The 23913-nt window shown below is 71.4% G+C and carries 23 protein-coding genes; 14 read left to right on the forward strand and 9 right to left on the reverse strand.

The features are described 5' to 3' along the window. Positions 1–42: 42 nt before the first annotated feature. The 3 genes from Q2K21_RS27705 to Q2K21_RS27715 are packed head-to-tail and all read right to left on the reverse strand — an operon-like array spanning position 43 to position 3075. Positions 43–999: a 3-oxoacyl-ACP reductase gene (locus tag Q2K21_RS27705; RefSeq protein WP_310776191.1), complete on the reverse strand. Its 957-nt coding sequence runs from the start codon at positions 997–999 to the stop codon at positions 43–45. Between the two features lie 49 nt (positions 1000–1048). Then, positions 1049–2125 carry a Zn-dependent alcohol dehydrogenase gene (locus Q2K21_RS27710; RefSeq protein WP_310776193.1) on the reverse strand — a complete coding sequence of 359 codons (1077 nt, stop codon included), beginning with the start codon at positions 2123–2125 and terminating at the stop codon, positions 1049–1051. A gap of 38 nt (positions 2126–2163) precedes the next feature. Continuing rightward, the gene (locus Q2K21_RS27715) at positions 2164–3075 is read right to left on the reverse strand and encodes a MaoC/PaaZ C-terminal domain-containing protein (protein WP_310776194.1); all 912 of its coding nucleotides are present in this window, start codon (positions 3073–3075) and stop codon (positions 2164–2166) included. A 273-nt stretch (positions 3076–3348) separates the two neighbouring features. On the opposite strand from Q2K21_RS27715, the gene Q2K21_RS27720 reads away from it, so the two are divergent. From Q2K21_RS27720 to Q2K21_RS27730, 3 genes are read left to right on the forward strand one after another with little or no spacing between them, the layout of a single operon-like run. Beyond that, positions 3349–4260, forward strand: coding sequence for an ABC transporter ATP-binding protein (locus Q2K21_RS27720; protein WP_310776196.1), 912 nt, complete (start codon positions 3349–3351; stop codon positions 4258–4260). Further along, a complete protein-coding gene (locus tag Q2K21_RS27725) occupies positions 4260–4976 on the forward strand; it encodes an ABC transporter permease (RefSeq protein WP_310776198.1) in 717 nt (238 codons plus the stop codon). The genes Q2K21_RS27720 and Q2K21_RS27725 overlap by 1 nt, the downstream gene beginning before the upstream one ends. A 17-nt stretch (positions 4977–4993) precedes the next feature. After that, the gene (locus tag Q2K21_RS27730) at positions 4994–6268 is read left to right on the forward strand and encodes a sensor histidine kinase (protein WP_310776200.1); all 1275 of its coding nucleotides are present in this window, start codon (positions 4994–4996) and stop codon (positions 6266–6268) included. Here the strand turns inward: Q2K21_RS27730 and Q2K21_RS35930 are convergent. Next, positions 6246–7589 (reverse strand): alpha-L-arabinofuranosidase B, encoded by a 1344-nt coding sequence (locus Q2K21_RS35930; RefSeq protein ID WP_386276132.1) that lies wholly within the window; start codon positions 7587–7589, stop codon positions 6246–6248. The genes Q2K21_RS27730 and Q2K21_RS35930 overlap by 23 nt on opposite strands. A gap of 66 nt (positions 7590–7655) precedes the next feature. Between Q2K21_RS35930 and Q2K21_RS27745 the strand changes: the two genes are divergently transcribed. Further along, on the forward strand, positions 7656–8288 hold the full coding sequence (locus tag Q2K21_RS27745; protein ID WP_310776202.1) for a response regulator transcription factor: 633 nt from the start codon (positions 7656–7658) through the stop codon (positions 8286–8288). Positions 8289–8363: 75 nt separating this feature from the next. Here Q2K21_RS27745 and Q2K21_RS27750 read toward each other — a convergent pair whose 3' ends face one another. Together Q2K21_RS27750 and Q2K21_RS27755 are read right to left on the reverse strand one after the other, a co-directional pair. Further along, positions 8364–9791 (reverse strand): MFS transporter, encoded by a 1428-nt coding sequence (locus tag Q2K21_RS27750; protein WP_310776204.1) that lies wholly within the window; start codon positions 9789–9791, stop codon positions 8364–8366. Between the two features lie 88 nt (positions 9792–9879). After that, on the reverse strand, positions 9880–11070 hold the full coding sequence (locus Q2K21_RS27755) for a lipid-transfer protein (RefSeq protein WP_310776206.1): 1191 nt from the start codon (positions 11068–11070) through the stop codon (positions 9880–9882). A gap of 212 nt (positions 11071–11282) precedes the next feature. Between Q2K21_RS27755 and Q2K21_RS27760 the strand changes: the two genes are divergently transcribed. The 5 genes from Q2K21_RS27760 to Q2K21_RS27780 all read left to right on the forward strand — a co-directional run bounded on the left by Q2K21_RS27760 (position 11283) and on the right by Q2K21_RS27780 (position 16874). Further along, the gene (locus Q2K21_RS27760) at positions 11283–13022 is read left to right on the forward strand and encodes an MFS transporter (protein WP_310776208.1); all 1740 of its coding nucleotides are present in this window, start codon (positions 11283–11285) and stop codon (positions 13020–13022) included. A gap of 147 nt (positions 13023–13169) precedes the next feature. Beyond that, a complete protein-coding gene (locus Q2K21_RS27765) occupies positions 13170–13871 on the forward strand; it encodes a class I SAM-dependent methyltransferase (protein WP_310776210.1) in 702 nt (233 codons plus the stop codon). Between the two features lie 10 nt (positions 13872–13881). After that, positions 13882–14829, forward strand: a complete 948-nt coding sequence (locus Q2K21_RS27770) for an N-acetylmuramoyl-L-alanine amidase (protein ID WP_310776212.1) — start codon at positions 13882–13884, stop codon at positions 14827–14829. A 158-nt stretch (positions 14830–14987) separates the two neighbouring features. Continuing rightward, the gene (locus Q2K21_RS27775) at positions 14988–15752 is read left to right on the forward strand and encodes a DUF5336 domain-containing protein (RefSeq protein ID WP_310776213.1); all 765 of its coding nucleotides are present in this window, start codon (positions 14988–14990) and stop codon (positions 15750–15752) included. A gap of 111 nt (positions 15753–15863) precedes the next feature. Continuing rightward, positions 15864–16874, forward strand: coding sequence for an LLM class F420-dependent oxidoreductase (locus Q2K21_RS27780; protein ID WP_310776215.1), 1011 nt, complete (start codon positions 15864–15866; stop codon positions 16872–16874). Between the two features lie 26 nt (positions 16875–16900). Here Q2K21_RS27780 and Q2K21_RS27785 read toward each other — a convergent pair whose 3' ends face one another. Beyond that, positions 16901–17455 (reverse strand): hypothetical protein, encoded by a 555-nt coding sequence (locus tag Q2K21_RS27785; protein ID WP_310776217.1) that lies wholly within the window; start codon positions 17453–17455, stop codon positions 16901–16903. Positions 17456–17563: 108 nt separating this feature from the next. Next, on the reverse strand, positions 17564–18121 hold the full coding sequence (locus tag Q2K21_RS27790) for a CGNR zinc finger domain-containing protein (RefSeq protein WP_310776219.1): 558 nt from the start codon (positions 18119–18121) through the stop codon (positions 17564–17566). Positions 18122–18218: 97 nt separating this feature from the next. Between Q2K21_RS27790 and Q2K21_RS27795 the strand changes: the two genes are divergently transcribed. Together Q2K21_RS27795 and Q2K21_RS27800 are read left to right on the forward strand one after the other, a co-directional pair. Continuing rightward, positions 18219–19088, forward strand: coding sequence for an alpha/beta fold hydrolase (locus tag Q2K21_RS27795; RefSeq protein WP_310781281.1), 870 nt, complete (start codon positions 18219–18221; stop codon positions 19086–19088). A gap of 10 nt (positions 19089–19098) precedes the next feature. Next, positions 19099–20010 (forward strand): pyridoxamine 5'-phosphate oxidase family protein, encoded by a 912-nt coding sequence (locus tag Q2K21_RS27800; RefSeq protein WP_310776221.1) that lies wholly within the window; start codon positions 19099–19101, stop codon positions 20008–20010. Positions 20011–20086: 76 nt separating this feature from the next. On the opposite strand, the gene Q2K21_RS27805 is transcribed toward Q2K21_RS27800, so the two are convergent. Further along, on the reverse strand, positions 20087–20965 hold the full coding sequence (locus Q2K21_RS27805) for a DUF3152 domain-containing protein (protein ID WP_310776223.1): 879 nt from the start codon (positions 20963–20965) through the stop codon (positions 20087–20089). Positions 20966–21102: 137 nt separating this feature from the next. Here Q2K21_RS27805 and Q2K21_RS27810 point away from each other — a divergent pair, with 137 nt between their 5' ends. Genes Q2K21_RS27810 through Q2K21_RS27820 form a run of 3 tightly spaced genes read left to right on the forward strand, consistent with a single transcriptional unit; the run spans position 21103 to position 23878 of the window. Continuing rightward, positions 21103–21795: a response regulator transcription factor gene (locus Q2K21_RS27810; protein WP_310776225.1), complete on the forward strand. Its 693-nt coding sequence runs from the start codon at positions 21103–21105 to the stop codon at positions 21793–21795. Next, complete coding sequence (locus tag Q2K21_RS27815; protein WP_310776226.1) at positions 21792–23279, forward strand: sensor histidine kinase; 1488 nt, start codon at positions 21792–21794, stop codon at positions 23277–23279. The genes Q2K21_RS27810 and Q2K21_RS27815 overlap by 4 nt, the downstream gene beginning before the upstream one ends. Further along, entirely contained in the window at positions 23276–23878 is a 603-nt protein-coding gene (locus Q2K21_RS27820; protein ID WP_310776228.1) for a hypothetical protein, read from the forward strand. The genes Q2K21_RS27815 and Q2K21_RS27820 overlap by 4 nt, the downstream gene beginning before the upstream one ends. Positions 23879–23913: the final 35 nt, after the last annotated feature.

A 23913-nucleotide genomic window follows, 5' to 3' on the forward strand; every position in this document is an offset into this window, starting at 1 on the left:
TGCGGGGCTCCCCCGGGCCCCAGCCTGCGGACGACCGACGGCTCAGCGATCCGCCGACGCCCGGTCGTGCCTGAGGCCCAGGACCTCCACCGCCGCGAACGTCTCGCCCTGGGGCCGCTGCGCGTAGTGCGGGGTGAGCAGCGCGTCGAGTTCGTCGTACGTGAAAACGTGCTGCTTGGTGTCGAACCTGGCCCGCACCCGGGGCCGCTCGACGATCGCGACCATGCCGCCGTGCACGACCAGGAGCTGCCCGTTGACCTGCGCGGCGGCGGGCGAGGCCAGGTAGCCGACGAGCGGGGCGACATGTTCGGGGGCGAGCGGGTCGAGGCCCTCGTCCGGCTCCTCGAAGCCCGCGAAGACGTCCTCGGTCATACGGGTCCGGGCGCGCGGGCAGATCGCGTTCGCCGTCACCCCGTACTTGGCGAGAGCGAGCGCCGTCGACGTCGTGAGGCCGACGATTCCGCCCTTCGCCGCCGCGTAGTTGGGCTGCCCGGCCGAACCCGCCAGGAACGCCTCCGACGAGGTGTTCACGATCCGCCCGTACACCGGACCCGCCGCCGTCTTGGCGCGCGCCCTCCAGTGCGCGGCGGCGAAGTGGGTCGTGTTGAAGTGGCCCTTGAGGTGGACCCGGATCACCGCGTCCCACTCCTGCTCGGACATCGAGAAGAGCATGCGGTCGCGCAGGATGCCCGCGTTGTTGACCAGCACGTCCAGCTGTCCGAACTCGGCGACGGCCAATTCGATCAGCTCACGGGCCTGTGCGAAGTCGGCGACGTCCCCGGTGTGGGCGACGGCCCGGCCGCCCGCCGCGCGGATCTCGGCGGCGACCGCCTCGGCCGGTCCGGCGGACGCCTCGCCGGAGCCGTCCCGGCCCGGCTGCCCGTAGTCGTTGACGACGACGGCCGCGCCGAGCCGGGCGAGCTCCAGCGCCTCGGCCCGGCCCAGGCCCCGGCCCGCGCCGGTGACGACCGCCGACAGGCCTTCGAGTGGCAGTGACATGAACGTCCTCTCGACGCAGGGATCGACGCAGGGATCGACGCAGGCAAGGTCAGATCTCGATGCACGTACGCAGCGCCGTACCCGTCCGCATCTGGTCCAGTGCCTCGTTGATCTCGGCCAGCGGCACCCGGTGCGTGATCAGACCGGCCAGGTCGATGCGCCCGGCACGCCAGAGCGCGATGGTGCGCTCGTACGACCGCAGGACGTCCCCGCCGCCGTACATGGACGGCAGGATCCGCTTCTCGTCGAAGAACAGCTCGAACATGTTGAGCTGGAGGTGGTCGTCCATGGCGCCCGCTCCGACCACGACGAGGGTGCCGCCGCGCCGCGTGTTCTCGTACGCCGTGCGGGCCGTGGCCGACTTTCCGACGACCTCGAAGACGTAGTCGAAGCCCTCGCCACCGGTGACCTGCTGTTTGGCGTCGGGCAGCTCGTCCGGCGACACCGCCTTCGTGGCGCCGAACCTCAGCGCCGCCTCGCGGCGTGCGGGCACCGGGTCGACGGCGACGATCTCGGCGGCGCCCTTGAGCCGCGCGCCCTGGATCGCGGAGATGCCGACGCCGCCGCAGCCGATGACGGCGACCGACGAACCGGCCTTCACGTCCGCGGTGTTGAGCGCCGCCCCGAGCCCGGTCGTGACCCCGCAGCCGATGAGGGCCGCGATGTCGAAGGGCACGTCATCGGGGATCGGCACGGCGCAGCCCGCGTCGACGACGACCTCCTCGGCGAAGGTGCCGGTGCCCGCGAAGCCGAAGACGTCACCGCCGGGGCGCTTGAAGTTGGGGGTGCCCGCGTTCATGAACCCGGCCAGGCACAGTTGGGTCTGGCCGCGCTTGCAGGCGGGACAGGCGCCGCAGGCCGGCAGCCAGCAGACCACGACCCGGTCGCCGGGCTTCAGGCCCCGCACGCCCTCGCCGACTTCGAGGATCTCGCCCGCTCCCTCGTGGCCGGGCACGAACGGCCCGGGCTGCGGCAGCACGCCGCTCATCGCGGACAGGTCCGAGTGGCACAGCCCCGTGGCGCGCACCCGGATCCTGACCCTTCCGGGGCCGAAGCCCGTCGCCTCGACGTCGTCGAGGACTTCCAGCTTGTCCTGGCCGATCTCGTGCAGTACGGCTGCGCGCATGGTGCGGCTCCCCTCAGGAGGTGTCTCGGGAGGCTGTCTCAGGAGTGCTGAACGATGGTGTCGGCGAGGACGGGCGCGTCGTCCCGCTCCACGGCGCTCACGGCGACCCGTACCTCGGCGTCCCCCCGCCACATCCGGATCCGCAGGGTCTCCCCCGGGTACACGACCCCGGCGAACCGCGTGGTGTAGGCGCGCACCCGGCTCACGTCACCGGCGAGCAGCGTGTCGACGACCGCCTTGAGCGTCATGCCGTAGGTGCACAGCCCGTGCAGGATGGGCCGCTCGAACCCGGCGAGCTTGGCGAACTCGGGGTCGGCGTGCAGGGGGTTGTAGTCGCCGGAGAGGCGGTAGAGGAGGGCCTGGTCCTCGCGGATCGCACGCTCGACGACCTTGTCGGGGTCGCCGGTGGGCGGGTCCGTGGGGCTCCCCCCGCTCGAGCGAAGCCGAGAGTGGGGGAGGGTGGAGGGGCCGCGGTCGCCGCCCCAGCCGCCTTCGCCGCGTACGAAGATCTGCGCGTCGTTGGTCCACAGCGGGCCGTCGGCGTCGGCGACTTCGGTGCGCATGACGAGCACGGCGGCCTTGCCCTTGTCGTACACGGCGGCGATCCGGCCGGTGGCGGTCGCGGTGCCCTGAACCGGGAGGGGCCGGTGGATGGTCAGCGACTGTCCGCCGTGCAGGACGCGGGCGAGGTCGACGTCCACCCCCGGCATGGACAGACCGCTGATCACCCCGGGCGAGCCCGCGCCGGCGACGGTGGCGAAGCTCGGCAGGACGTGCAGCCGGGACTCCAGGGTGTAGCGCAGTTCGTCGGGGTCGGTCGCCGGACTGTGTTTGTCAGGATTCGCGGCCGCGCCGATGCCGAGGTGGTAGAGCTGGACGTCCTTGGGGCTCCAGGTGAGCTCGCCGGTCCGGGGCTCGGCCGCGAGGGCCTTGGCTGCGTCGATGGGCATGGGGCTCCTGTGAGGTCCAAGACCTCGGCGCGGCCGTCCGCACCGTCGGCCGCACCGAGGTCGTCACGGGCCGACCTAGAACGCGTTCCAGTCCGGCGCCCCTTGTATAGCCCAGCACTCCTTACTTGTGAAGGCTCCTGACGTAGTGTCAGCTCCGGTGTCGGGTCGGGTATCGGGTCGGGTATCGGGTCGGATGGGCCGTGACATTTGTCCTGCCGGAGTACGTACAAGCGCATCTGCCGGGCGGGTGCCCGGCTCCGTAACGTCGTAGTCATGACGAAGACGACCGGGACACCACCCGCCGTGTCCTTCACGGGGGCGGTCAAGACCTACGGCGCCGTACGCGCCGTCGACGGCATCGACCTGGAGATCGCACGCGGCGAGACGGTCGCGCTGCTCGGCCGCAACGGCGCCGGCAAGTCCACGACCATCTCGCTGCTGCTCGGCCTGAACGAGCCCGACGAAGGCACGGTGGAACTCTTCGGCGCGTCCCCGGAGAAGGCCGCGCGCGCGGGCCGGGTGGGCGCCATGCTCCAGGAGGCACGTGCGGTTCCCCGGGTCACCGTCCGCGAGCTGGTCTCCTTCGTCGCCGGACGCTACCCGGACCCCATGCCCCTCGCCCGGGCCCTGGAACTGGCCGGGATCGCCGACCTGGCCGGGCGGCGCGTGGACCGGCTGTCGGGCGGGCAGACGCAGCGCGTGCGGTTCGCGGTGGCGCTCGCCGGGAACCCGTCACTGCTCGTGCTGGACGAGCCGACGGCGGCCCTGGACGTGGAGGCACGGCACGCCTTCTGGGACTCCATGCGCGCATACGCCCGCAGCGGTCACACCGTCCTGTTCTCCACGCACTACCTGGAGGAGGCGGACGCGCACGCCGACCGCATCCTCGTCATCGACCGCGGCCGGATCGTCGCGGACGGCACGGGCGACGAGCTGCGGCGGTCGGCGGGCGGCAACCTCGTCTCCATCGACCTGGCCGGCCGCGGCACCGAGGGCCTGACCCTGCTGCCCGGCGTGCGGTCGGTGGAGGTGCGCGGGGACCGTGCGCTGCTGCGCACGGACGACTCCGACGCCACGGTGATCGCCCTGGCGGAACTGGGCGCGATACGCGGCCTGGAGGTCGCCCCGGCGTCGCTGGACGACGCGTTCCTGGCCCTGACGACCCGCGAGAGGGAGACGGTGTGATGCTCGACTACCTGCTGCTGGAAATACGCCGGACGCTGCGCGACGCAGGGTTCGTGATCGGTGGGATCGCGATGCCGGTGATGATGTACCTGCTGTTCACCAACATCGGTGAGAACGACGGAAGCTGGAAGACGGCGTCCATGGTCGGCATGGCCGCCTACGGCGCGGTCGGTTCGGCGCTGAACACCGGTGGCGGAGTCGCCGAGGACCGGGCGACCGGCTGGCTGCGGCAGCTGAGGGTGACGCCGATGACCCCGCGTCAGGTCGTCGTCGGCCGGGCGCTGACCGGTTCGGTGACGGTGCTGCCCGCGATCGTCGCGGTGCTCGCGGCGGGCGCTCTGGTCAACGGCGTACGGCTGGCGGCCTGGCAGTGGGCGGCCATCGCGCTGCTGCTGTGGCTCGGCTCGCTGCCGTTCACCCTGCTCGGCCTCGGCAACGGCTACCGGCTGACCGCGCAGACCACCGGCGTGGCGAACATGGTGTGCAACCTGGGGCTCTCGGTGCTCGGCGGCCTGTGGTTCCCCATCGCCCTGTTCCCCGGCTGGCTGCGCTCGGTGTCCGCGTACACCCCGACCCACCGCTTCGCCCAGCTCGGCACGTCGGTCGCCGACGGGCACGCCCCGGCGCCCGGTGCCGTCCTCGTGCTGACCGCCTGGCTGCTGGCGTTCGGTTCGTACGCTGTGCTGTCGTACCGCCGGACCGGGCGGAACGTCTGAACGGGGGGAGCATGACGATGTCCTGGTGGCGAAAGGCCTCGTGGCGACCGGACGCCTGGCGACTGGCGCGCGAGACATGGAAGGGCGACAGGGAGCGGCGCAAGGCCGAGTGCAAGGCCGCCCGGAAGGCCGGAAAGGCAGCCGAGGACCCGGGCCCGCCGCCCACCGGCTTCTCGCTGCTGCCCTGGCTGCTGATGGGAATGGGTGCCTTCTCCAACGTCTTTCAGGGCAAGACCCCCAACCCGTGGATCGGCGGACTGGGTCTGCTCACCTTCAACTCCCTCTACGTGTACGTGACGTTCCGCGCCTTCGTGAAGGAGAAGCGGGAGGCGAGCTCCACGCGGGTGGCGCTGGTCCTGATGGGTCTGGTGACCTGTGGTCTGGCCATCGGGTACGGCGGCACCTGGCTGCTGTACTTCCCGCTGCTGGGCCTCGCGACGGGCGCGGTCCTGCGGGGACCCTGGCTCGGGAAGACGGGCCTGGGTCTGACGTTCCTGGCCGGCACCGTCTCCACCCTGCGCGACGGCTGGAACGGCCTCAACATCGCCTACGGCACCTTCCTGTCGACGATGGTGACGGCCGCGATCCTGTCCCTCGCCGAGGCCGTACGCGAACTGCGCGCCGCCCGCGAGGAACTGGCCCGCCGGGCGGTCGAGAAGGAACGTCTGCGCTTCTCCCGCGACCTGCACGACCTGCTCGGCCACACCCTCTCGGTGATCGTCGTGAAGTCGGAGGCCGCGCGCCGCCTGGCCCACCGCGATCTGGAGGCGGCGCTGGTGCAGGTGACGGACATCGAGTCCGTCGGCCGCCAGGCGCTCACCGAGATCCGCGAGGCGGTGACGGGCTACCGCGAGGGCAGCCTCGCCACCGACCTGGACCGCGCCCGCTCGGCTCTGACCGCCGCCGGTATCGACCCCGTCGTACGCCGGTCGGGCCCTCCCCTGGCGCCCCAGGCCGAGGCCCTGCTCGGCTGGGTGGTGCGCGAGGCGGTCACCAATGCCGTACGGCACAGCGGGGCGAACCGCTGCGAGATCACCGTGGACGGCACGCCGGAACGCGTCCGGCTCACGATCGCCGACAACGGCGACGGCGCGCCCTCCGCACCGCCCCCGGCGGGCATCGGCGGCACCGGTCTCAAGGGCCTGACCGAACGCCTCGCGGCGGCGGGCGGCTCCCTGCGGGCCGGCCCGTCGTCGCGCGGTTTCACGGTCGCCGCCGAACTCCCGGTGGACGGGGAAGTCCACCAGGAGCAGGCGGAACCGTCGCTCTCTACGGCGCCCAGGGCGAGGTGACCACCCAGCTCACGTCGTCCGTCCAGGATGTCGCGCTGTCCCAGGTGTTCGAGCCGCCGTCACTCGCCGCGTAGACGTTGAAGTTGTAGTGCCGGATGTACTTCGACGGGTAGTTGTACGACGCGAACGAGGTCCCCGTGCCGCTCTTGCCGGTGGTCGGGCAATACGTGGCGTCCTGCCGGAACTGGCTGCTGCCGTCCATGGGCTGCCGGTACAGGCGGTAGTTGTAGTGCCGCAGGAAGTCGCCCGGGTAGTTCCGCGACTCGAAGGAGACGCAGGCGCTGTCGGCGAGGCCCCGGCGTACGATCCAGGTGGCGTCGTTCTTGTCGAGGCTCGAACTGCTCGACGTGATCGACGAGATGACGGCCGCGTCGTTCTGGTGGCGGATGTAGTCACCGGTGCAGCAGGAGGTCGTCGCGCGCAGCGAGATCTCCGAACCCGGCGTCAGGGAGCCGGTGCTGCCGGTCGCGCCGCCGTAGCCGACGGAGACGATGTTGGCCTGCACGGAGTCGTCGGCCGCGTCGGTCGGGATGCCCGAGGTCATCACGCCCTCGAAGAAGGATCCGATGGAGCCGTTGCTGTTGTCGCCGCCCGTGCCGAGGACGATCGCGCCCTCCTGGTGCATCGGTGAGTAGCCGCCGCCGTTGACGCTGGACTCAGCGCCGGAACAGGTGGTGGTGAGACCGCCGGATTGCGCATTGCCGTATTTCAGCGCGAAATGGTTCTGACCGTTGTTCTTCAGCAGCGCGGTCACGAACGGCAGCGGGCCTGTGCCGGTGTTCGACGTGTTCTTGCTGTAGCCGGAATCCGACTGGAACAGCCCGTTCTCCAAGTCGGCCTGTACCCAGGGGCCCTGGCCGTAGCAGGGCGAGAACCAGCACTCGGTCCCGAAGTTGATCGCGTCCATGTGGCCGTTGCCGGTGTCCATGTTGTTGGTCTCGGCGTTGCCGTAGTCGAAGCAGCACCTGCCGTTCACATGGGTGCCGGACGTGACCATGTACATCCCCTCGGCCTGCCCGCCCACGGCCACGCCCGAGGTCGAGTTGTCCCGGTAGCCCATGCCGGCCGAGATCTCCAGGCCGTAGACCTGGTGTCCGCCCACGGTCACCGGCAGCGCGTCCGCGGGCGCGCCGACATCGGCCGCTCCGGCGCCCCCGGCGCCCTCGATCGTGAGGTCGTTGTGGCGGGAGGACTGGTCGTAGATCTTGGTGATGATGCAGGTCGTGCCGGTGCAGAAGGAGCCCTGGGCGGTCGCGGCCGCGTAACCGCCCGCCGACAGCAGGCCGATGTTCGCGGTGGCGCTGTCCGAGGCGCGCCGCACCTGGTAGAGCGGGCCGTTGGACCGTCACGGCCGCGCCCGAGCCGTACGCTTGGTCACGTGGATGAGATGCCCAGAAGTCATCGGCCGGTGAAGTGCATCAGGGTCCTGCTCGCCGAGGACCAGGGCATGATGCGCGGGGCCCTCGCCCTACTGCTCGGCATGGAGGACGACATCGAGGTCGTCGCGCAGGTCTCGGCCGGCGACGCGATCGTGGACGCGGCGTTGATCCACCGCCCGGACGTGGCCCTGCTGGACATCGAACTGCCGGGCATGAGCGGTCTGGACGCGGCGGCCGAGCTGCGCGAGCAGGCCCCCGACTGCCGGGTGCTGATCCTCACCACCTTCGGCCGGCCCGGCTATCTGCGCCGCGCCATGGAGGCGGGGGCCGCGGGCTTCCTGGTCAAGGACGGACCGGTGGAGGAACTGGCCGCGGCGATCCGGCGCGTGCTCACCGGCGAGACGGTCGTCGACCCGGCGCTGGCCGCGGCCGCGCTCAGTGCGGGCCCGAACCCGCTGACGGCGCGTGAGTGCGACGTCCTGGGGGCCTCCGTGGACGGAGCGACGGTCGCCGACATCGCCGCCAAGCTGCATCTCTCCGAGTCCACGGTCCGCAACTACCTCTCCTCCGCCATCGGCAAGACGGGCACCCGCAACCGCATGGAGGCGATGCGGGAGGCACGACAGCAGGGGTGGCTCTGAGCGCTCGGGCGCGAGACGGGGCACCCCTGGAGGTCCGAGGTCCCAAGGAATCCACGGAGCGGCCGGACCCTTGACTCAGCGAGCGGACGTCTTCCGCGGCAGCCACACCAGCATCAGCACCGCCCCGGCGAGCAACAGGCACCCGCTCGTCCGGAACGCCTGCGCGTACCCCTCCGTCAGCGCCTCGGCCGACCCGCTTCCCCCCGTGCGTGTCGCCGCGACCGTCGACATGACCGCGAGGCCGAGCGAACCGCCCATCGTGCGCGAGGTGTTGATCAGCCCCGACACCAGTCCGGCGTCCCCCGGCGCAGCCCCCGAGGTCGCGAGCGCGGCCAGCGGGGTCGCCGCCAGACCCGCGCCCAGCATCATCAGGATCCCCGGGAACATGATCGCCGTCAGATAGGTGCCGTCCGCGGTCATCGTCGACTGCCAGCCGAATCCGGCCGCCGCAACCAGCGTCCCGAGCACCGCCACGTTCCGCGCTCCCACGGCCCGCATGGCCGGCGGCGCGAGCTTCGAGCCGAACACCACGGCCAGCGAGCTGGGCACCAGGGCGAGACCGGCGTCCAGGGGCGCGTAGCCGAGGACGTTCTGCGCGTACAGCGTCATGAAGAACCACATGCAGAACATCGCGGAGCCGCAGACGAACATGGCCGCGTTCGCCGACGACACCGACCGCAGCCGCAGCAGCTTCAGTGGCATCAGCGGGGCCTTCGTACACGCCTCGACGACCAGGAACAGGCCGATCAGCACGAGCCCCGCGCACAGCGGCACGAGGGTGGCGGCCGCCGTCCAGCCCTCCGCCTCCGTCTGCACGATCCCGTACGCGAGCGTGGCGAGCCCCGCCGTCACCAGCAGCGCGCCCGGCAGGTCGAGCCGCCGCCCGTCCCCGGCCCGGCTCTCCGTGAGCCACCGGGCCGCCCCGGCCAGGACGACCGCGCCGACCGGCACGTTGATCAGCAGCACCCACCGCCACGACAGGCCGTCCACCAGCAGTCCGCCGACGAGCCCGCCCGCCGCGCCGCCACCGGCGCCCACCGCGGTCCAGGTCGCTATGGCCCGCGCCCGGGCGGCGCCCTCCGGCACCGCCGCCGTCAGGAGTGTCAGCGTCGAGGGCGCGAGCACCGCCGCCCCCAGCCCCTGCGCGGCCCGTGCGACCAGCAGCTCCCAGCCCTCCTGGGCCAGCCCGCCGCCGAAAGAGGCCACCGTGAACAGGGCGAGCCCGACGAGGAACATCCGCTTGCGCCCGTACAGGTCCCCGGCCCGCCCTCCGAGCAGCATGAAACCGGCGAAGGCGATCGCGTACGCGTTCACCACCCACTGCAGCCCCGGCGCGCTCAACCCGAGGTCCGCGCGCATCGACGGCAGCGCCACGTTGACGACGGAGACATCCAGCACGACGAGGAACTGTCCCGCGCACGCGAGCGCGACCACCACCCACGTGGGCGGCACGGTACGACGGGACAGTGAGGTGTCTTCGGCGGCTCGCAGCATGGGCGTCATGCTCCCAACCCATGGGCGCCCCTTGCATCGGGATTTCGCCCCACCGGCCCTCGTCCGTACGGACTAGCCCGGCCCTCGCCCGTACGGCCTACCCCACCCGCACCACCGTCACGACCGCCGCCCCGCCCAGCCCAATGTTGTGCGCGAGACCGACCCGGGCGCCCGCGACCTGGCGTGCACCCGCCTCGCCGCGCAGCTGCCACACCAGTTCGGCGATCTGCGCGATCCCGGTGGCCCCCAGCGGATGCCCCTTGGAGATCAGCCCGCCGGACGGGTTCACCACCCAGCGCCCGCCGTACGTGGTCGCCCCCGACTCGACGAGCTTGCCGGACTCCCCTGCCGCGCACATGCCGAGCGCCTCGTACGTCAGCAGTTCGTTGATCGAGAAACAGTCGTGCAGTTCCACGACGTCCACGTCCTCGATGCCGAGCCCCGATCGCTCGTACACCTGCCGCGCGGCCTCCCGTGACATCGGCTGTCCCACGACGTCGATGCAGGAGCCCGACGCGAACGACTCCTCCGTGTCCGTGGTCATCGCCTGCGCGACGATCTCGACGGCCTTCTCCCCCAGCGCGTGCCGCTCCACGAACCGTTCGGAGACGACGACCGCGGCGGCCGCGCCGTCCGACGTCGGCGAGCACTGCAACTTGGTCAGGGGCCGGTGCACCGTGCGCGCGGCGAGAATGTCGCCCACCTCGTACACGTCCTGGAACTGGGCGTACGGATTGTGCGCCGAGTGCCGGTGGTTCTTGGCGGCAACGGCGGCCAGCTGCGCCTCGGTCGTGCCGTACCTCTCCATGTGCTCACGGGCCGCGTCGCCGAAGATCTGCGCGGTCGGCGGGCTCATCTCGAAGCCGTGCCGGGCCGCCATGATCCCGTAGTGCCGGGCCACGGGAGACGTAGCGAAGTCGCCCCCGTCGGCGCCCGAACCCAGCGCCCCCTTCTTCATCTTCTCGAAGCCCAGCGCGAGGACGCAGTCGCTCACACCCCCCTCGACAAGCTGCCGGGCCAGCATCAGGGCGGTCGAGCCGGTGGCGCAGTTGTTGTTGACGTTGTACACGGGCACGCCGGTCAGGCCGAGTTCGTACGCGGCGCGCTGCCCGGCCGTGGAGGCCTGGAAGCAGTAGCCGACGGGAACCTGTTCCACCTTGTCGTACGTGATCCCGGCGTCGTCGAGAGCCTTGCTCCCCGCCTCTTTCGCCATGTCCCAGTACTGCCACTGACGGGTCTCGGGCTTCTCGAACCTCGTCATCCCGACCCCGGCTACATAGGCCTTCATGGCGGGTCAGATTAGAACACGTTTCACCCCAAGGACAGAGCTCGGACAAGTCAAGGACAGAGCCCGGACGGAGTCCGGGCAAAGCCTGACGAAGGATCAGATACCCATGACCTGGTCAAGAATTCGTTAGTCATCCAAAGCATCGGAATAGTTGCCCGTGCATACGAGGTTTAGCCAGCACTTATCCGCACCCGGCCTGGAGGCCCCACCCCATGACGCACACGACGAACGACCAGCCCGCACGGAGGCCGTCCGGCGCGATCGTGCCGGTGCTCGCCTTCGCGGGCATCGTTGTCGCGGTGATGCAGACCCTGCTCGTCCCGGTCATCAAGGATCTGCCTCAGCTGCTGAGCACCTCGCCCAGCAACGCCACCTGGGTCCTGACCTCGACCCTTCTCTCCGGCGCCGTGGCCACGCCGATCATGGGCCGCCTCGGCGACCTCTACGGCAAGCGGCGGATGCTGCTCGCCAGCCTGGCCGTGATGGTGGTCGGCGCGCTGATCAGCGGTCTCACCAGCGCCGTCCTGCCGATGATCGTCGGCCGTACGCTCCAGGGCTTCGCGATGGGCGCGATCCCGCTCGGCATCGGCCTGATGCGCGACATGCTGCCGCGCGAGCGGCTCGGCTCCGCGATGGCCTTGATGAGCTCCTCGATCGGCGTCGGCGGCGGACTCGCGCTGCCCGCCGCGGCCCTGATCGCCCAGCACGCGAACTGGCACGCCCTGTTCTTCGGCGCCGCCGGACTCGGCGCCCTCTCGATCATCCTCACCCTCCTCGTCGTGCCGGAGTCCCCGGCCCGCGCCGAGGGCTCCTTCGACGTGCTCGGCGCGCTCGGCCTGTCCGCCGGTCTGGTCCTGCTCCTGCTGCCGATCACCAAGGGCAGCGACTGGGGCTGGACGTCAGGCACCACGCTCGGCCTGTTCGCGGCCTCCGCGGTCGTCCTCGTCCTGTGGGGCCTGCTGGAGCTGCGCGTGAGCGCACCGCTCGTCGACCTGCGCACCACCGCCCGCCGCGAGGTGCTGCTCACCAACCTCGCCTCGATCATGGTCGGCGTCTCGTTCTACGTCGTCTCGCTCGTCCTGCCGCAGCTGCTCCAGCTGCCCACCGCCACCGGCTACGGCCTCGGCCAGTCGATGGTCGTCGCGGGCCTGCTCGTGGCGCCGCTCGGCCTGACGATGATGTTCACGGCGCCCGTCTACGCCCGGCTGTCGGCCAAGTACGGCCCCAAGATCACCCTCATCCTCGGCATGCTGATCATCGCGATCGGCTACGGCGCCGGCCTCGGCCTGATGAGCGCCGCCTGGCAGAGCCTCGTCATCGCGGTGGTCCTGGGCGCCGGCATCGGCCTCGCCTACTCCTCCCTCCCCGCCCTGATCGTCGGCGCGGTCCCGGCCTCCGAGACGGGCGCGGCCAACGGCCTGAACACCCTGATGCGATCGATCGGCACGTCGGTCTCCAGCGCGGTCATCGGCATGGTGCTGGCGAACACCGCCCACCATGTGAACGGCCTCGCCATCCCGACCATGCACGGCTTCCGCGTCTCCTTCCTGATCGCGACGGGCGCGGTGCTGCTGGGCCTGCTGCTGGCCCTCTTCCTGCCCGGGCAGCGCCCCTCGGCGACGACGCAGCTGCGCGCGAGCAGCGAGGAGGACGCCAACCTGAAGCGGGCGGACGAGGTGCTGCGCGGTTTCCGCGGCCGTGTCCTGGACGCCGAGGGCACCCCGGTCGCCCGCGCCAAGGTCACGCTGATCGACCGCCGGGGCCGCCAGGCGGGCGCCACGCTCTCCGGAGAGGACGGCAGCTACGCGCTGACGGTGCCGGCCGAGGGCCCCTACGTCCTGGCCGCCACGGCCGTGGGCCACGCCCCGCACGCCTCGTCCGCCACCCACGCGGGCGACGACCGCCCGGTGGACCTGGACCTCTCCCTGCCGGGCGAGACGGTCTCCGCCTGACCCCGCTTCCGCACACCGCACCCCCCGTCGCCCACGCGGCGGGGGGTGCGGCAGCATGGGGCGCCGACAGGTCCGTACGACGTCCCGCGGGGCGTGCCGTGCGACACCTGCACGCACGTACGAGACCCTTTCGGAAAGGCAGGCCCCATGCCCGCGGCACCCTCCCCCGAGCTCTCGGCTGCGCTCGAGCAGGGGGGACCCCCATCCGAGATCCTGGCCGCGTTCGAGGCGGCGAAGGGGTTCATGCCCATGGGTGAGGGGCTGGCCCTCTACGCGGCCGCCGTCGAGGCCGGGCGGCTCGGGCTGCCCCTGCTGGAGGTCGGTACCTACTGCGGGCGCTCCACGATCCTGCTCGCCGACGCGGCCCGCGCCGCCGGGGTCACCGCTCTCACGGTCGACCACCACCGCGGCAGCGAGGAACAGCAGCCGGGCTGGGAGTACCACGACCCGGAGACCGTCGACCCCGAGATCGGTCTGATGGACACCCTGCCCACCTTCCGGCGCACGCTGCACCGGGCGGGCCTGGAGGACCATGTAATCGCGCTCGTCGGCCGTTCGCCGCAGGTGGCCAAGGTCTGGAACAGCCCGCTCGGCCTCGTGTTCATCGACGGCGGCCACACCGACGAACACGCGAACGCCGACTACGAGGGCTGGGCCCCCCATGTGGCGCACGGCGGGCTGCTCGTCATTCACGACGTCTTCCCGGAGCCGGAGGACGAGTTCACCGGCCAGGCCCCTTATCGCGTCTACCTCAGGGCGCTGGAGTCGGGTGAGTTCACGGAGGTCTCGGTGACCGACTCGCTGCGTGTCCTGAGGCGAACGGAGGCGAGCGGCCGACCGCGCCGTTAGGGTCGCAGGCATGTCGTACGCAGGACCGGACTTCGAACCGCCCCAGCCGCGCCGCCCCCGGCGCAGGCCGCTGACCCTCGGCGTCGCCGCTCTGGTGCCGGCCGCGCTCGTCGGCTGGCTGGTCTACACGGCGGTGGCCGACGCAGGCGGCGGGTCGGCCGGCGCGGCGCCCGCGACGAACTCGTCCGCGCTCGGCTCGGCGGCCGCCTCCCCTGCGGACGACGGCAAGCAGCCGGCCGTGTCCCCCGCACAGACGCCGACCGCCGCCACCAAGTCCGCGACCGGGCCCCTCAAGGGCAAGGTCGTACTGATCGACCCGGGACACAACCCCGGCAACTTCCGGCACACCACCGAGATCAACCGCAAGGTGAACATCGGAACGAACCGGAAGGAGTGCGACACCACCGGCACCTCCACCAACTCCGGCTACACCGAAGCCCGGTTCACGCTGGACGTGGCGCGCCGGCTGCGGACGATCCTCCAACGGCAGGGCGCCACTGTGAAGTTCACGCAGGACGGCGACCGCCCGTGGGGTCCGTGCGTGGACGAGCGGGCGCGGATCGGCAACGAGGCGCACGCGGACGCGGCGATCTCCATCCACGCGGACGGTTCGGCGCAGGGCGACCGCGGCTACCACGTCATCCTCCCGGCCTCGGTGCACAAGGGTGCCGCGGACACCCGGCCGATCGCCGCTCCCTCGCGCGAACTTGGCGAGCGCATCGCGGGCAGCTTCGTCCGCGTCACCGGAAGCGCTCCCTCCAACTACGTGGGCAACGGCACCGGTCTCGTCGTACGAAGCGATCTCGGCGGTCTCAATCTGTCAACGGTTCCCAAGGTGTTCATCGAGTGCGGCAACATGCGCGATAGCAAGGACGCGGCATTGTTGACCAGCGGCGCGTGGCGGCAGAAGGCGGCGCAGGGAATCTCTGAGGGAATCGTGAGTTTCCTGCGCGGGTAGTGATCACCGGCCGGAACCCGGCGGACACCCTGATCGGTCGGACGATAGTGTCGTCCCTACGATGAGGGGTCACCCCCGCGCTTCACACCGCGGCCCGAGGTCGACATGGTGACAGCGACGCCTCCACCGACGACGAGACGACAGACGAAGGACCCGAAGTGAATATCCGCTCCCTCACTAGAGGCGACGGCGTGGTGATCGGAGCAGCGGTATTGCTGTTCATCGCGTCGTTCCTCAACACGTACACGTACCACGACACCAGCCTTGACAGTAACGCCTGGGACGGGCTCGGTAGCGGCCTCGGCATCTACATGGGCGGTGTCATCGGGGCCGCACTCGTCGTCGTCAACCGCCTCCTCCCCCAGCCCCGTAAGGTCGCGGGCCTGGACCTCGGGACGGTCGGCGCGGCGTTCACGGTCCTCGTCGCGTGGATCATGTTCTGGAACCTTGTGGACGTCCCGTCGCAGTTCAGCGCCGGGGCCGGTCTCATCCTCGGCTTCATCGCCGCCCTGGTCCTGGCAGGCGCGGTGATCGCCACCCCCCTCGTCCCCGCGCTCGGTGCCGCCCTCATCCCCGCCCCCAAGCCCCCCACCGCGCAGCCCTACGGCGCGCAGCCGCCGAACGGTTACGGCTACCCGGGCGCCCCCGCCCAGCAGCAGCCCTTCGGTGGACAGCCGCAGCAGGGGCAGCCGTTCGGCGCGCAGCCGCAGCAGGCTCCGGCGGCGGACTTCTCGCCGTTCTGGTTCGCCGTGCCGGTGCCGCGTCCGCTGTACGCGGAGGACGGCTCGCCCACGCCGATCGCCGAACTCGCGCCGGGCACCTGGTACTTGGCCGTCGAGCAGCGCGGTGCCGCTCTGGTGGCCCAGACGCAGGACGGCCGCCGTGGCGTACTGCAGGACACGAGCGGTATCCAGCGCGGCTGAACCCCCTTGCCGTGCGCGGCCCCTCGCCCTTCCGGGCGGGGGGCCGTTGTCGTACAGTCGCAGCCACCAAAAGAACTGACGGCTCGTCAGACATCGGCGGCTGGAGGCGGCATGCGGCTCGGTCTCGCGCTCGGCTACTGGGGTCGCGGTCCCTCGGCGGACCACGTCACGCTGGCGCGGGAGGCCGAGCGGCTCGGCTACGACTCCGTGTGGACCGCCGAGTCCTGGGGGTCGGACGCGTTCACCCCGCTGACCTGGATCGCCGCGCAGACGTCGAGGATCAAGCTGGGCACGGCGGTCGCCCAGATGGCCGCCCGCTCCCCCACCACCACGGCGATGCACGCCCTCACCCTCGACCACCTCTCCGGCGGGCGCATGCTGCTCGGGCTCGGGCTGTCGGGTCCGCAGGTCGTCGAGGGCTGGTACGGGCGGCCGTTCCCGGCGTCGCCGCTGACCGCGACCCGGGAGTACGTCGACGTCGTACGGCAAGTACTGCGGCGCGCGGCCCCGGTCGCGCTGGACGGGCGCTTCCACCCCCTGCCCTACCCGGGTCCGGACGGCACCGGCCTCGGCAAGGCGCTGAAGCCGATCACGCACCCTCTCCGCGCCGACCTGCCGATCCTGCTCGGTGCCGAAGGGCCGAAGAACGTGGCGCAGACGACCCGGATCGCGGACGGCTGGCTGCCGCTGTACTGGTCACCGACTCGTCCGCAGGTGTACGAGGCGTCGTTGGCGGGGCTCCCGCAGGGCTTCCTCGTCGCCCCGATGGCTCGGGTGAAGGTGTGCGACGACGTGGCCGAGGGGCTGTTGCCGGTGAAGGTGATGCTCGGCTTCTACATCGGCGGGATGGGGCACGCGGCCCGCAACTTCCACGCCGACCTCATGGCGCGCATGGGGTACGAGGAAGAAGCGCGCCGGATCCAGCGGCTGTTCCTGGAGGGCCGGCGGGAGGAGGCGGTGCTGGCCGTGCCCGACGCCTTCGCCGACGAGATCTCACTGGTCGGCCCGCGTGAACGCATCGCGGAGCGCCTGGAGTTGTGGCGCAAGGGTCCGGTGACGGACCTGCTGGCCCTGGCGCCGGACCCGCACACGCTGCGGGTGCTGGCCGACCTGAACGCGTAGGCGCTTGAGGTGCCGCGCGGCCCGGGTCAGCCCAGTGCGAGCTGCCTGGCCGTCGGGACCTCGTTCCTGACCCGGACGCCCGCGCTGTTCCCCGCGGCCTTCACCTTGTCGATGACGTCCTTGAAGGATTTCACCGCCGACTCGTCGCCCTTGCGGAGCTTGGCCGACAGGTCCTTGAGTGCGTCGATGGCCGCGCCGAGCGGGGCGAGGGCCTTTTCGAGGGCGGGGTCACCCTGGGCGCCGCGCCGGGCCGCCTTGAGCCGGTTGTACGCGAAGGTGCCCGCGAGGCCCGCCTTGACGAGGGTGGCCCTGCGTTCCCTCGCCCCCTTCTTGAACGCCCCCGCCTTCCACGGCTTCACGATCCACTGGTACGCGGCCCCCGCCGCGAGCCCCGCGTTCGCCGTGAAACGGGCCTTGGCAAACTTCTGCCGCTGCGCCGGGGTGCTCGGCGCTGGTGTGGCGACCGCGATGTAGGCGGCGGCCTCCTGCGCGGTGCCGCCACCACCGCAGGCGGCGGCGCCGACGAACAGGGTGCTGCAGAGGGCGAGCGCCACGGCGAGGGAACGTATCGGTGCGGGCACGGGGTCCTCCCGGGTGTCCTCCGCGAACGGGCAGTTCTCCCCGCAGCGTCGCGCCCCGCCCCCGGCCGCACCACCGGGGGAGGTCCGTTCGGGTTCCGCCCTCGCGGGCTATGTGGCCTTGTGGCGCTGATAGTGGCGGGCGACGCGTACCCGGTTGCCGCAGCGGGTGGCCGAGCACCAGCGGCGGCGCGGATGGGCGGCCAGGAAGAGCATCACGCAGTCGTCGGCCTCGCACTCCCGGATCCGGGTGACCGCCGGATCGGCCAGCAGTTCGGCGGCGGCCTCCGCGAGCGAGGCGGCCAGCCGCAGGCCCGGTGAGCCGTCGCGCCGGCGCCTGGCGGCCACCGCCGACCCGTTCCATGCCAGCTCGGTGATCGCCGGCGCGGCACGCTGTGCCCGGTTGAGCGCCGCCAAGTCGCCGGCCAAGGGCTCCTCGCCTCGGCGGACGTGGTCGAGCGCGCGGGCGGTGTGTTCCCGTACGGCCTGCACGGCGGCCAGGTCCGCCGCGGTCACCTCCTCGGGCACCTCCTCCGGGAGACGGTCGGCCTGGAGGGCCCACCAGGCCCGCAGGTCGCCCGGGGTCGCGAGCAGGTCGCCGGCGGTCGGACGGGTGTTGACCAGGTCCAACGCGAGCGGCTCCCCGGTCAACGGCACGAGATCACTCATACCACTAATGATACATCGGCGGATTGACACGTTAGCCGGAACCGGGTTATACAGGTTGCACCTAATGCATCCACTGGCGAAAAAAGGATTAGCCGTGATGATTCCAGTCGCCCGCACCGTCCACCGCCACCTCAACGTCGACGGCGTCCGCGTCTTCTACCGGGAGTCCCTCCCCGACCGGGCCGACGCGCCCGTGCTGCTGCTCCTGCACGGCTTTCCGTCCGGTTCCCACCAGTTCCGCCGCCTCATCGACGTGCTCGGCTCGCACTACCGGCTGATCGCCCCGGACTACCCCGGCTTCGGCCACACTCAGGTCCCGGACGGCTTCACCTACTCCTTCGACCGGCTCGCCGACATCACCGAAGGCTTCGTCCAGCGGCTCGGCCTCGACCGGTTCGTGATGTACGTCTTCGACTTCGGCGCGCCGATCGGCTTCCGCATCGCCGAACGCCACCCCGAGTGGATCGCGGGACTGGTCGTGCAGAACGGCAACGCCTACGAGGAAGGGCTCTCGGACGCGGCCCGCGGCCTCATCGGCCTGACCCCCGAGACTCCCGGCGCCGAGGACGCGATCCAGGGCATGCTCACCCTCGCCGGCACCCGCGGCCAGTACGACACCGGTGTCGCCGACCCCGACCTGATCGCCCCCGACGGCTGGACCCTCGACCAGCACTTCCTGGACCTGCCGGGCCGCAAGGAGGCCCAGCAGGCACTGATCTTCGACTACCACTCCAATGTCGAGCGCTACGACCACTGGCACGCATGGCTGCGCCGGCACACCCCGCCCACCCTCATCACCTGGGGAAGCAACGACCCCTTCTTCCCCGAGCCCGGGGCCCGCGCCTACCTCCGCGACCTGCCCGACGCCGAACTCCACCTCTTCGACACCGGCCACTTCGCCCTGGAGACCCATCTGCCGGAGATCGCCCCGCTGATCGCCGACTTCCTCGACCGCGCCTGGAAGTGATCGGACCCCGATGAACATCAAGGGCCCCGTACACGAGGGCGAGCAGGCGATCCAGCGTCAGGCGGGTGAGGGCGGGCCCGGATGGGGCTCACCGATGTTCGGACCCGAGATCCCCCAGGGTTTCGTCCCGTTCATCCGGGACCAGCGCATGCTGGTGCTCGGCGCGTCCGACGACGACGGCCGTGTCTGGTCGACGGTCGTCGACGGGCCGACGGGTTTCGTCGACCCGATCGACGAACGGACCGTCGTCATCGACGCGCTCCCCGCGCCCGGTGATCCGCTCCGCGAGGTCTTCCGCACCGAACGGGACATCGGTGTGCTCGCCCTCCAGCCGCAGACGCGACGCCGGATCCGGATGAACGGACTCGCCAGGCGCGACGGTGACCGCATCGTCATGCGGACCGAGCAGGTGCTGGGCAACTGCCCGAAGTACCTTCAGACCCGCACGATCAGGGAGACCTCCCCCCGCGAGGCCGGACCGGCCGTGACCGGCGAAGCGCTCAGTGAAGAGCAGCAGCGGTGGATCGAGGCCGCCGACACGTTCTTCATCGCGAGTCTCTCGCCCGGGCACGGAGCCGACTCCTCGCACCGCGGCGGCATGCCCGGATTCGTCACGGTGGTCAGCCCGAGCAAGCTCGTCTGGCCGGACTACACCGGCAATCAGTTCTATATGACGCTCGGCAACATGCATCTCCATCCGGCGACCGGCCTGCTCTTCCTGGACTGGGAGAACGGCCACACCCTGCAGCTGACCGGGCAGGGCCGGATCGACTGGAACCCCGCCGTCGCCCAGAAGTATCCCGGGGCCCTGCGGATGGTCGAGTTCGACATCAGCAAGGTGGTGCAGATCGACCGCGCCGTCTCCCTGAGGTGGGAGTTTCACGGATACTCACGGGCCAATCCGCCTGCGCCCACGGACTGACAGAGCGTGGTGGACCGACGAGCTGCCGGACAGCAGCGCGTCCGCGACGTGCGGCGCCCGGCGCCCCGTGCTCGGATCAGGGAACGGCCGGTCCTGTCAGGTACCGCCCCTTCTCGTCGTACGGCCAGACATTGGGCACGCACCCGTGCATCCCCTTGATCTGCTGCATCATCACGGGAGCCGGCTGTCCTGGCCCGGGGCAGCCGACGTGACCGTGATGGAGGAAGTGACCGACCTCGTGGTTGATGATCAGCGCGCGGTAGGCCGTGACGTCCTTGGCGTAGACGGGGGTCGCGAGCAGCCAGCGCTCGAGGTTCACCATCACGTCGTGTTCCGCGCTGCAGTTGTACCGGCCGAGGGTGTCCAGGCCGTGCTGTTTGCAGATCTTGTCCACGGTCCCGGGGGTCGCGACCCGGACGGCGAAGTCGGTCGCGCCGCTCGACACCCGCTGGAACGCCGAGTGACCGTCCGCCGTCCAGCCACGCGGGTCGGCCAGGATGCGGTCCACCTGCCGGGCGACGTCCGCGGTGGACAGGTCGAGGCCGTCCTCGACCTCGACCCGGTAGCGCAGGACCTTTCCCGATCCCGCCTTGGCACTTCCGCCGGCCGCGACGGTGAACGTGCCCGGTCCCGTGCGCGGGATCTCGGGCGTGGAGGAGGTCTTGGGGCGCGGGGAGGAGCTGGTGGAGCGATCGGGCGACGGGGGCCGGGAGCCGTGCGTCGGCTCGGTGGAGCCGGGGCCGGCTGCGGCGTGGCCGCCGGACTCGCTCCGGGCGCCGGCGTGGCCCTTGCCCGCGCCGGAGGTACTCCCGCCCGCGACCGCGAAACCGGCGGCTCCCAGGAAGGCCAGCGCGGCCAGCCCTCCCCACAGCGGCGCTCTCCGCCTGCGTGTGGCGGCATGTACAGGGCCGCTCCGACGACGGCCACGACTGTCAAGTGCTCTGCGCGTGGTCATGGTTGCCAGGCTGTGATCGCAATGTGATCGGATCTGGCCCAAGTGATAACGAAATGATAACGGGCAGGGACGAGGGTTTATATGATCATCCGGTAACAAACCTGCTGGTGATCGGGCGCCGTGCGGATACTGAGCGCATGCCACGCGTTCTGCTGATCGAAGACGACCGTGCCGTGCGGGACGCAGTCGTACTCGCCCTGCACCACCAGGGACACGAGGTCGCCGCCGCCGAGACCGGTGAGGACGGGCTGGGGCGGCTGCGGTCCTTCCGGCCCGACGTCGTGGTGCTGGACCTGATGCTCCCCGGCATGCCCGGCCTGGACGTGTGCCGCGAGATACGCGCCCTCGACCAGACCCTGCCGATCATCATGGCGACCGCGCGGGGCGACGACGAGGACATCGTCGTGGGACTGGAGGCGGGAGCCGACGACTACGTGGTCAAGCCCGTGCAGGCCCGGGTGCTTCAGGCCCGCATCCGTGCCGTTCTGCGCCGGGCTGCCGGCGCACCCGCCGGGGGCGGCATACCGAAGATCGACACGTACGGGGATCTGGCCGTCGACCGGGCCGGGCTCTCGGTCGCCTGGCGTGGCACGCCGATCGCGCTCGCCCCGTCCGAACTGCGGCTGCTCCTGACCCTGTCCGCCTCGCCCGGCCAGGTGTTCAGCCGGCAGCAGCTTCTGGAGGCGGTCTGGGAGCACAGCTACCACGGCGACGCGCGGCTGGTGGACGCCTGCGTCAAACGGCTGCGCGCCAAGATGGGCGAGCCGCCGCGCGAGCCCCGCTACATCCAGACCGTGCGCGGCTTCGGCTACCGGTTCGCGGCGCGGTGAGGCGTCCACGGGTCCCACAACTGAGCGGTCTGCGCGTACGGCTGGTGGTGGCCTTCGCGCTCGTGACCGCCCTCACCGCGGCCGCGACCGGTGCCCTGACCTTCCGTGAGGCGCGCACGGGTGTGCTCCAGCAGAGCCAGGACACCGTGATCACGCTGTTGCGCACGCAGGTCAGCCGGCTCGCCCAGGACCTCGGCGTCCCGCCGGGTGAAGCCGAGCTGCGGCGGTTCGCGGCGGACGTGGCCCGCACCGACCCCTCCGGATCCTGGCGCGTCCTGGCCACCTACGGCGAGCTGAGCGCCACCTCCGCTCCCGACGACCCCTTCGAAGAGCTGACACCCGACGTGCGCAAGGCCGTGGACTCCAGCCTGGCCACCGTCTTCCAGCGGGTGAACAGCCACGGCCACACCTCACTCGTCGTCGGCATGTCGGTCATCTTCGCCGGCCCCGTCGGGGAAGGCTCCTACGCCTCCGGGGTCAAGGTCTTCCTGACGGTGCCGCAGAAAACGGAACGGGCCTACGTCGACGCCTTGGTCACCGCCGTCGAGCGGGCCACCGTGCCCGCCCTGGTGCTGGCCGTACTGCTGGCTCTGCTCGCCGCCCGCGGGGTCCTGCGGCCGGTACGGGCGCTGCGCCGCGCCACCCGCAGCATCGCCGAGGGACGGCTGGACACGCGCCTCGCCGTCAACGGATCCGACGAACTCGCCGATCTGTCGCACACATTCAACGAGACGGCCGCCGCGCTGGAGGAGTCGGTGGCGGAACTGCGCGGCATGGAGGCCCGGGCCCGCCGGTTCGCCGCGGACGTGTCGCACGAACTGCGTACCCCGCTGGCCGCCATGTCGGCGGTCACCGACGTCCTCGACGACGGCGCCGCCCGACTGGACCCGAACACCGCCACCGCCGTCCGCCTGATCAGCGAGGAGACCGTGAAGCTGGCCCGTCTGGTGGACGACCTCATGGAGATCTCCCGCTTCGACGCGGGCGCGGTGGTGCTCCACCTGGACGAGATCGACCTCGCCGAGTCACTGCGGCACACCCTCGTCGCCCGCGCCTGGACCGACCTGGTGGACTGTGACCTGCCGCCGCTCCACAGCCTGCGCGGACGCGTCGACCCGCGCCGCCTGGACGTCATCGTCGCCAACCTGGTCGGCAACGCCCTGCGGCACGGCGCCCGACCCGTCGAACTCCGCCTGTACGAGGGCGAAGAGCCCGGCGGGGAGCGGCTCGCGGTGATCGAGGTGCTGGACAGCGGGTCAGGCATCCCCGACAGCGTGCTGCCGCATGTCTTCGAACGGTTCTACAAGTCGGACGCCGCCCGCACCCGCACCGAGGGCAGCGGCCTGGGCCTCGCGATCACCGCGGAGAACGTCCGGATGCACGGCGGCACCGTCCACGCGGCGAACCGGCCCGAGGGAGGCGCCCTCTTCACCGTGCGACTCCCCCTGCCGAACGACGAGCTGCCCCAGGAGAGCCAGTGGTGACTCCCCCGCGCCGAGCCGTGACCGCGGTACGCCGAGCCGCGCTGCTGTTCCTCCCTGCCCTGTACGCCCTCACCTCCTGCGGCATTCCCACGACGGGCGTGGTGGAGGCGGGCGGCCCCGCGAGTGGGGTCGTGCCGACGATACGGGTCTACTTCGTGCTGGACGGCGCCCTGGTCGGCCGGCCCCGACAGACCGTCGCGCCGGTCGACGTCGAGTCGGCCCTGAAGGTGCTGCTCCTGGGGCCGAACGACGCGGAGCGGACCAAGGGGGTGACCACGCGGCTGCCGCTGCCCACGGGCATGTGGGACTGGTCCGCCCCGGCCACTGGCGGCGCCACCGCGGTGCCGCCGGAGAACCATTCGACCGACCTTGTGAAGGTGACGACGCGGGACGACGGAATCTCCGTCGAACTCACCCCATGGCCGGGCGAGTTCAGCAACCTCGCGGCAGCTCAGATCATCTGCACGGCTACCGCGGCGCAGCGCGTCGCCGCCCCGGCGGCCGAACCGGCGCCGGTGACCGTCACGGGCCCGGACGGCCGGCACGTCGAGGGAACCGCCGTACGGTGCCCCGACGACCAGGCCCTGGGTGCCGGCTAGGCGTACGAAGGGCTGGGGTCCCAGGGCAGGGGGTA

It is taken from the genome of Streptomyces sp. CGMCC 4.7035 (assembly GCF_031583065.1).
In the GTDB taxonomy this organism is placed as follows: Bacteria; Actinomycetota; Actinomycetes; order Streptomycetales; family Streptomycetaceae; genus Streptomyces; species Streptomyces yaanensis.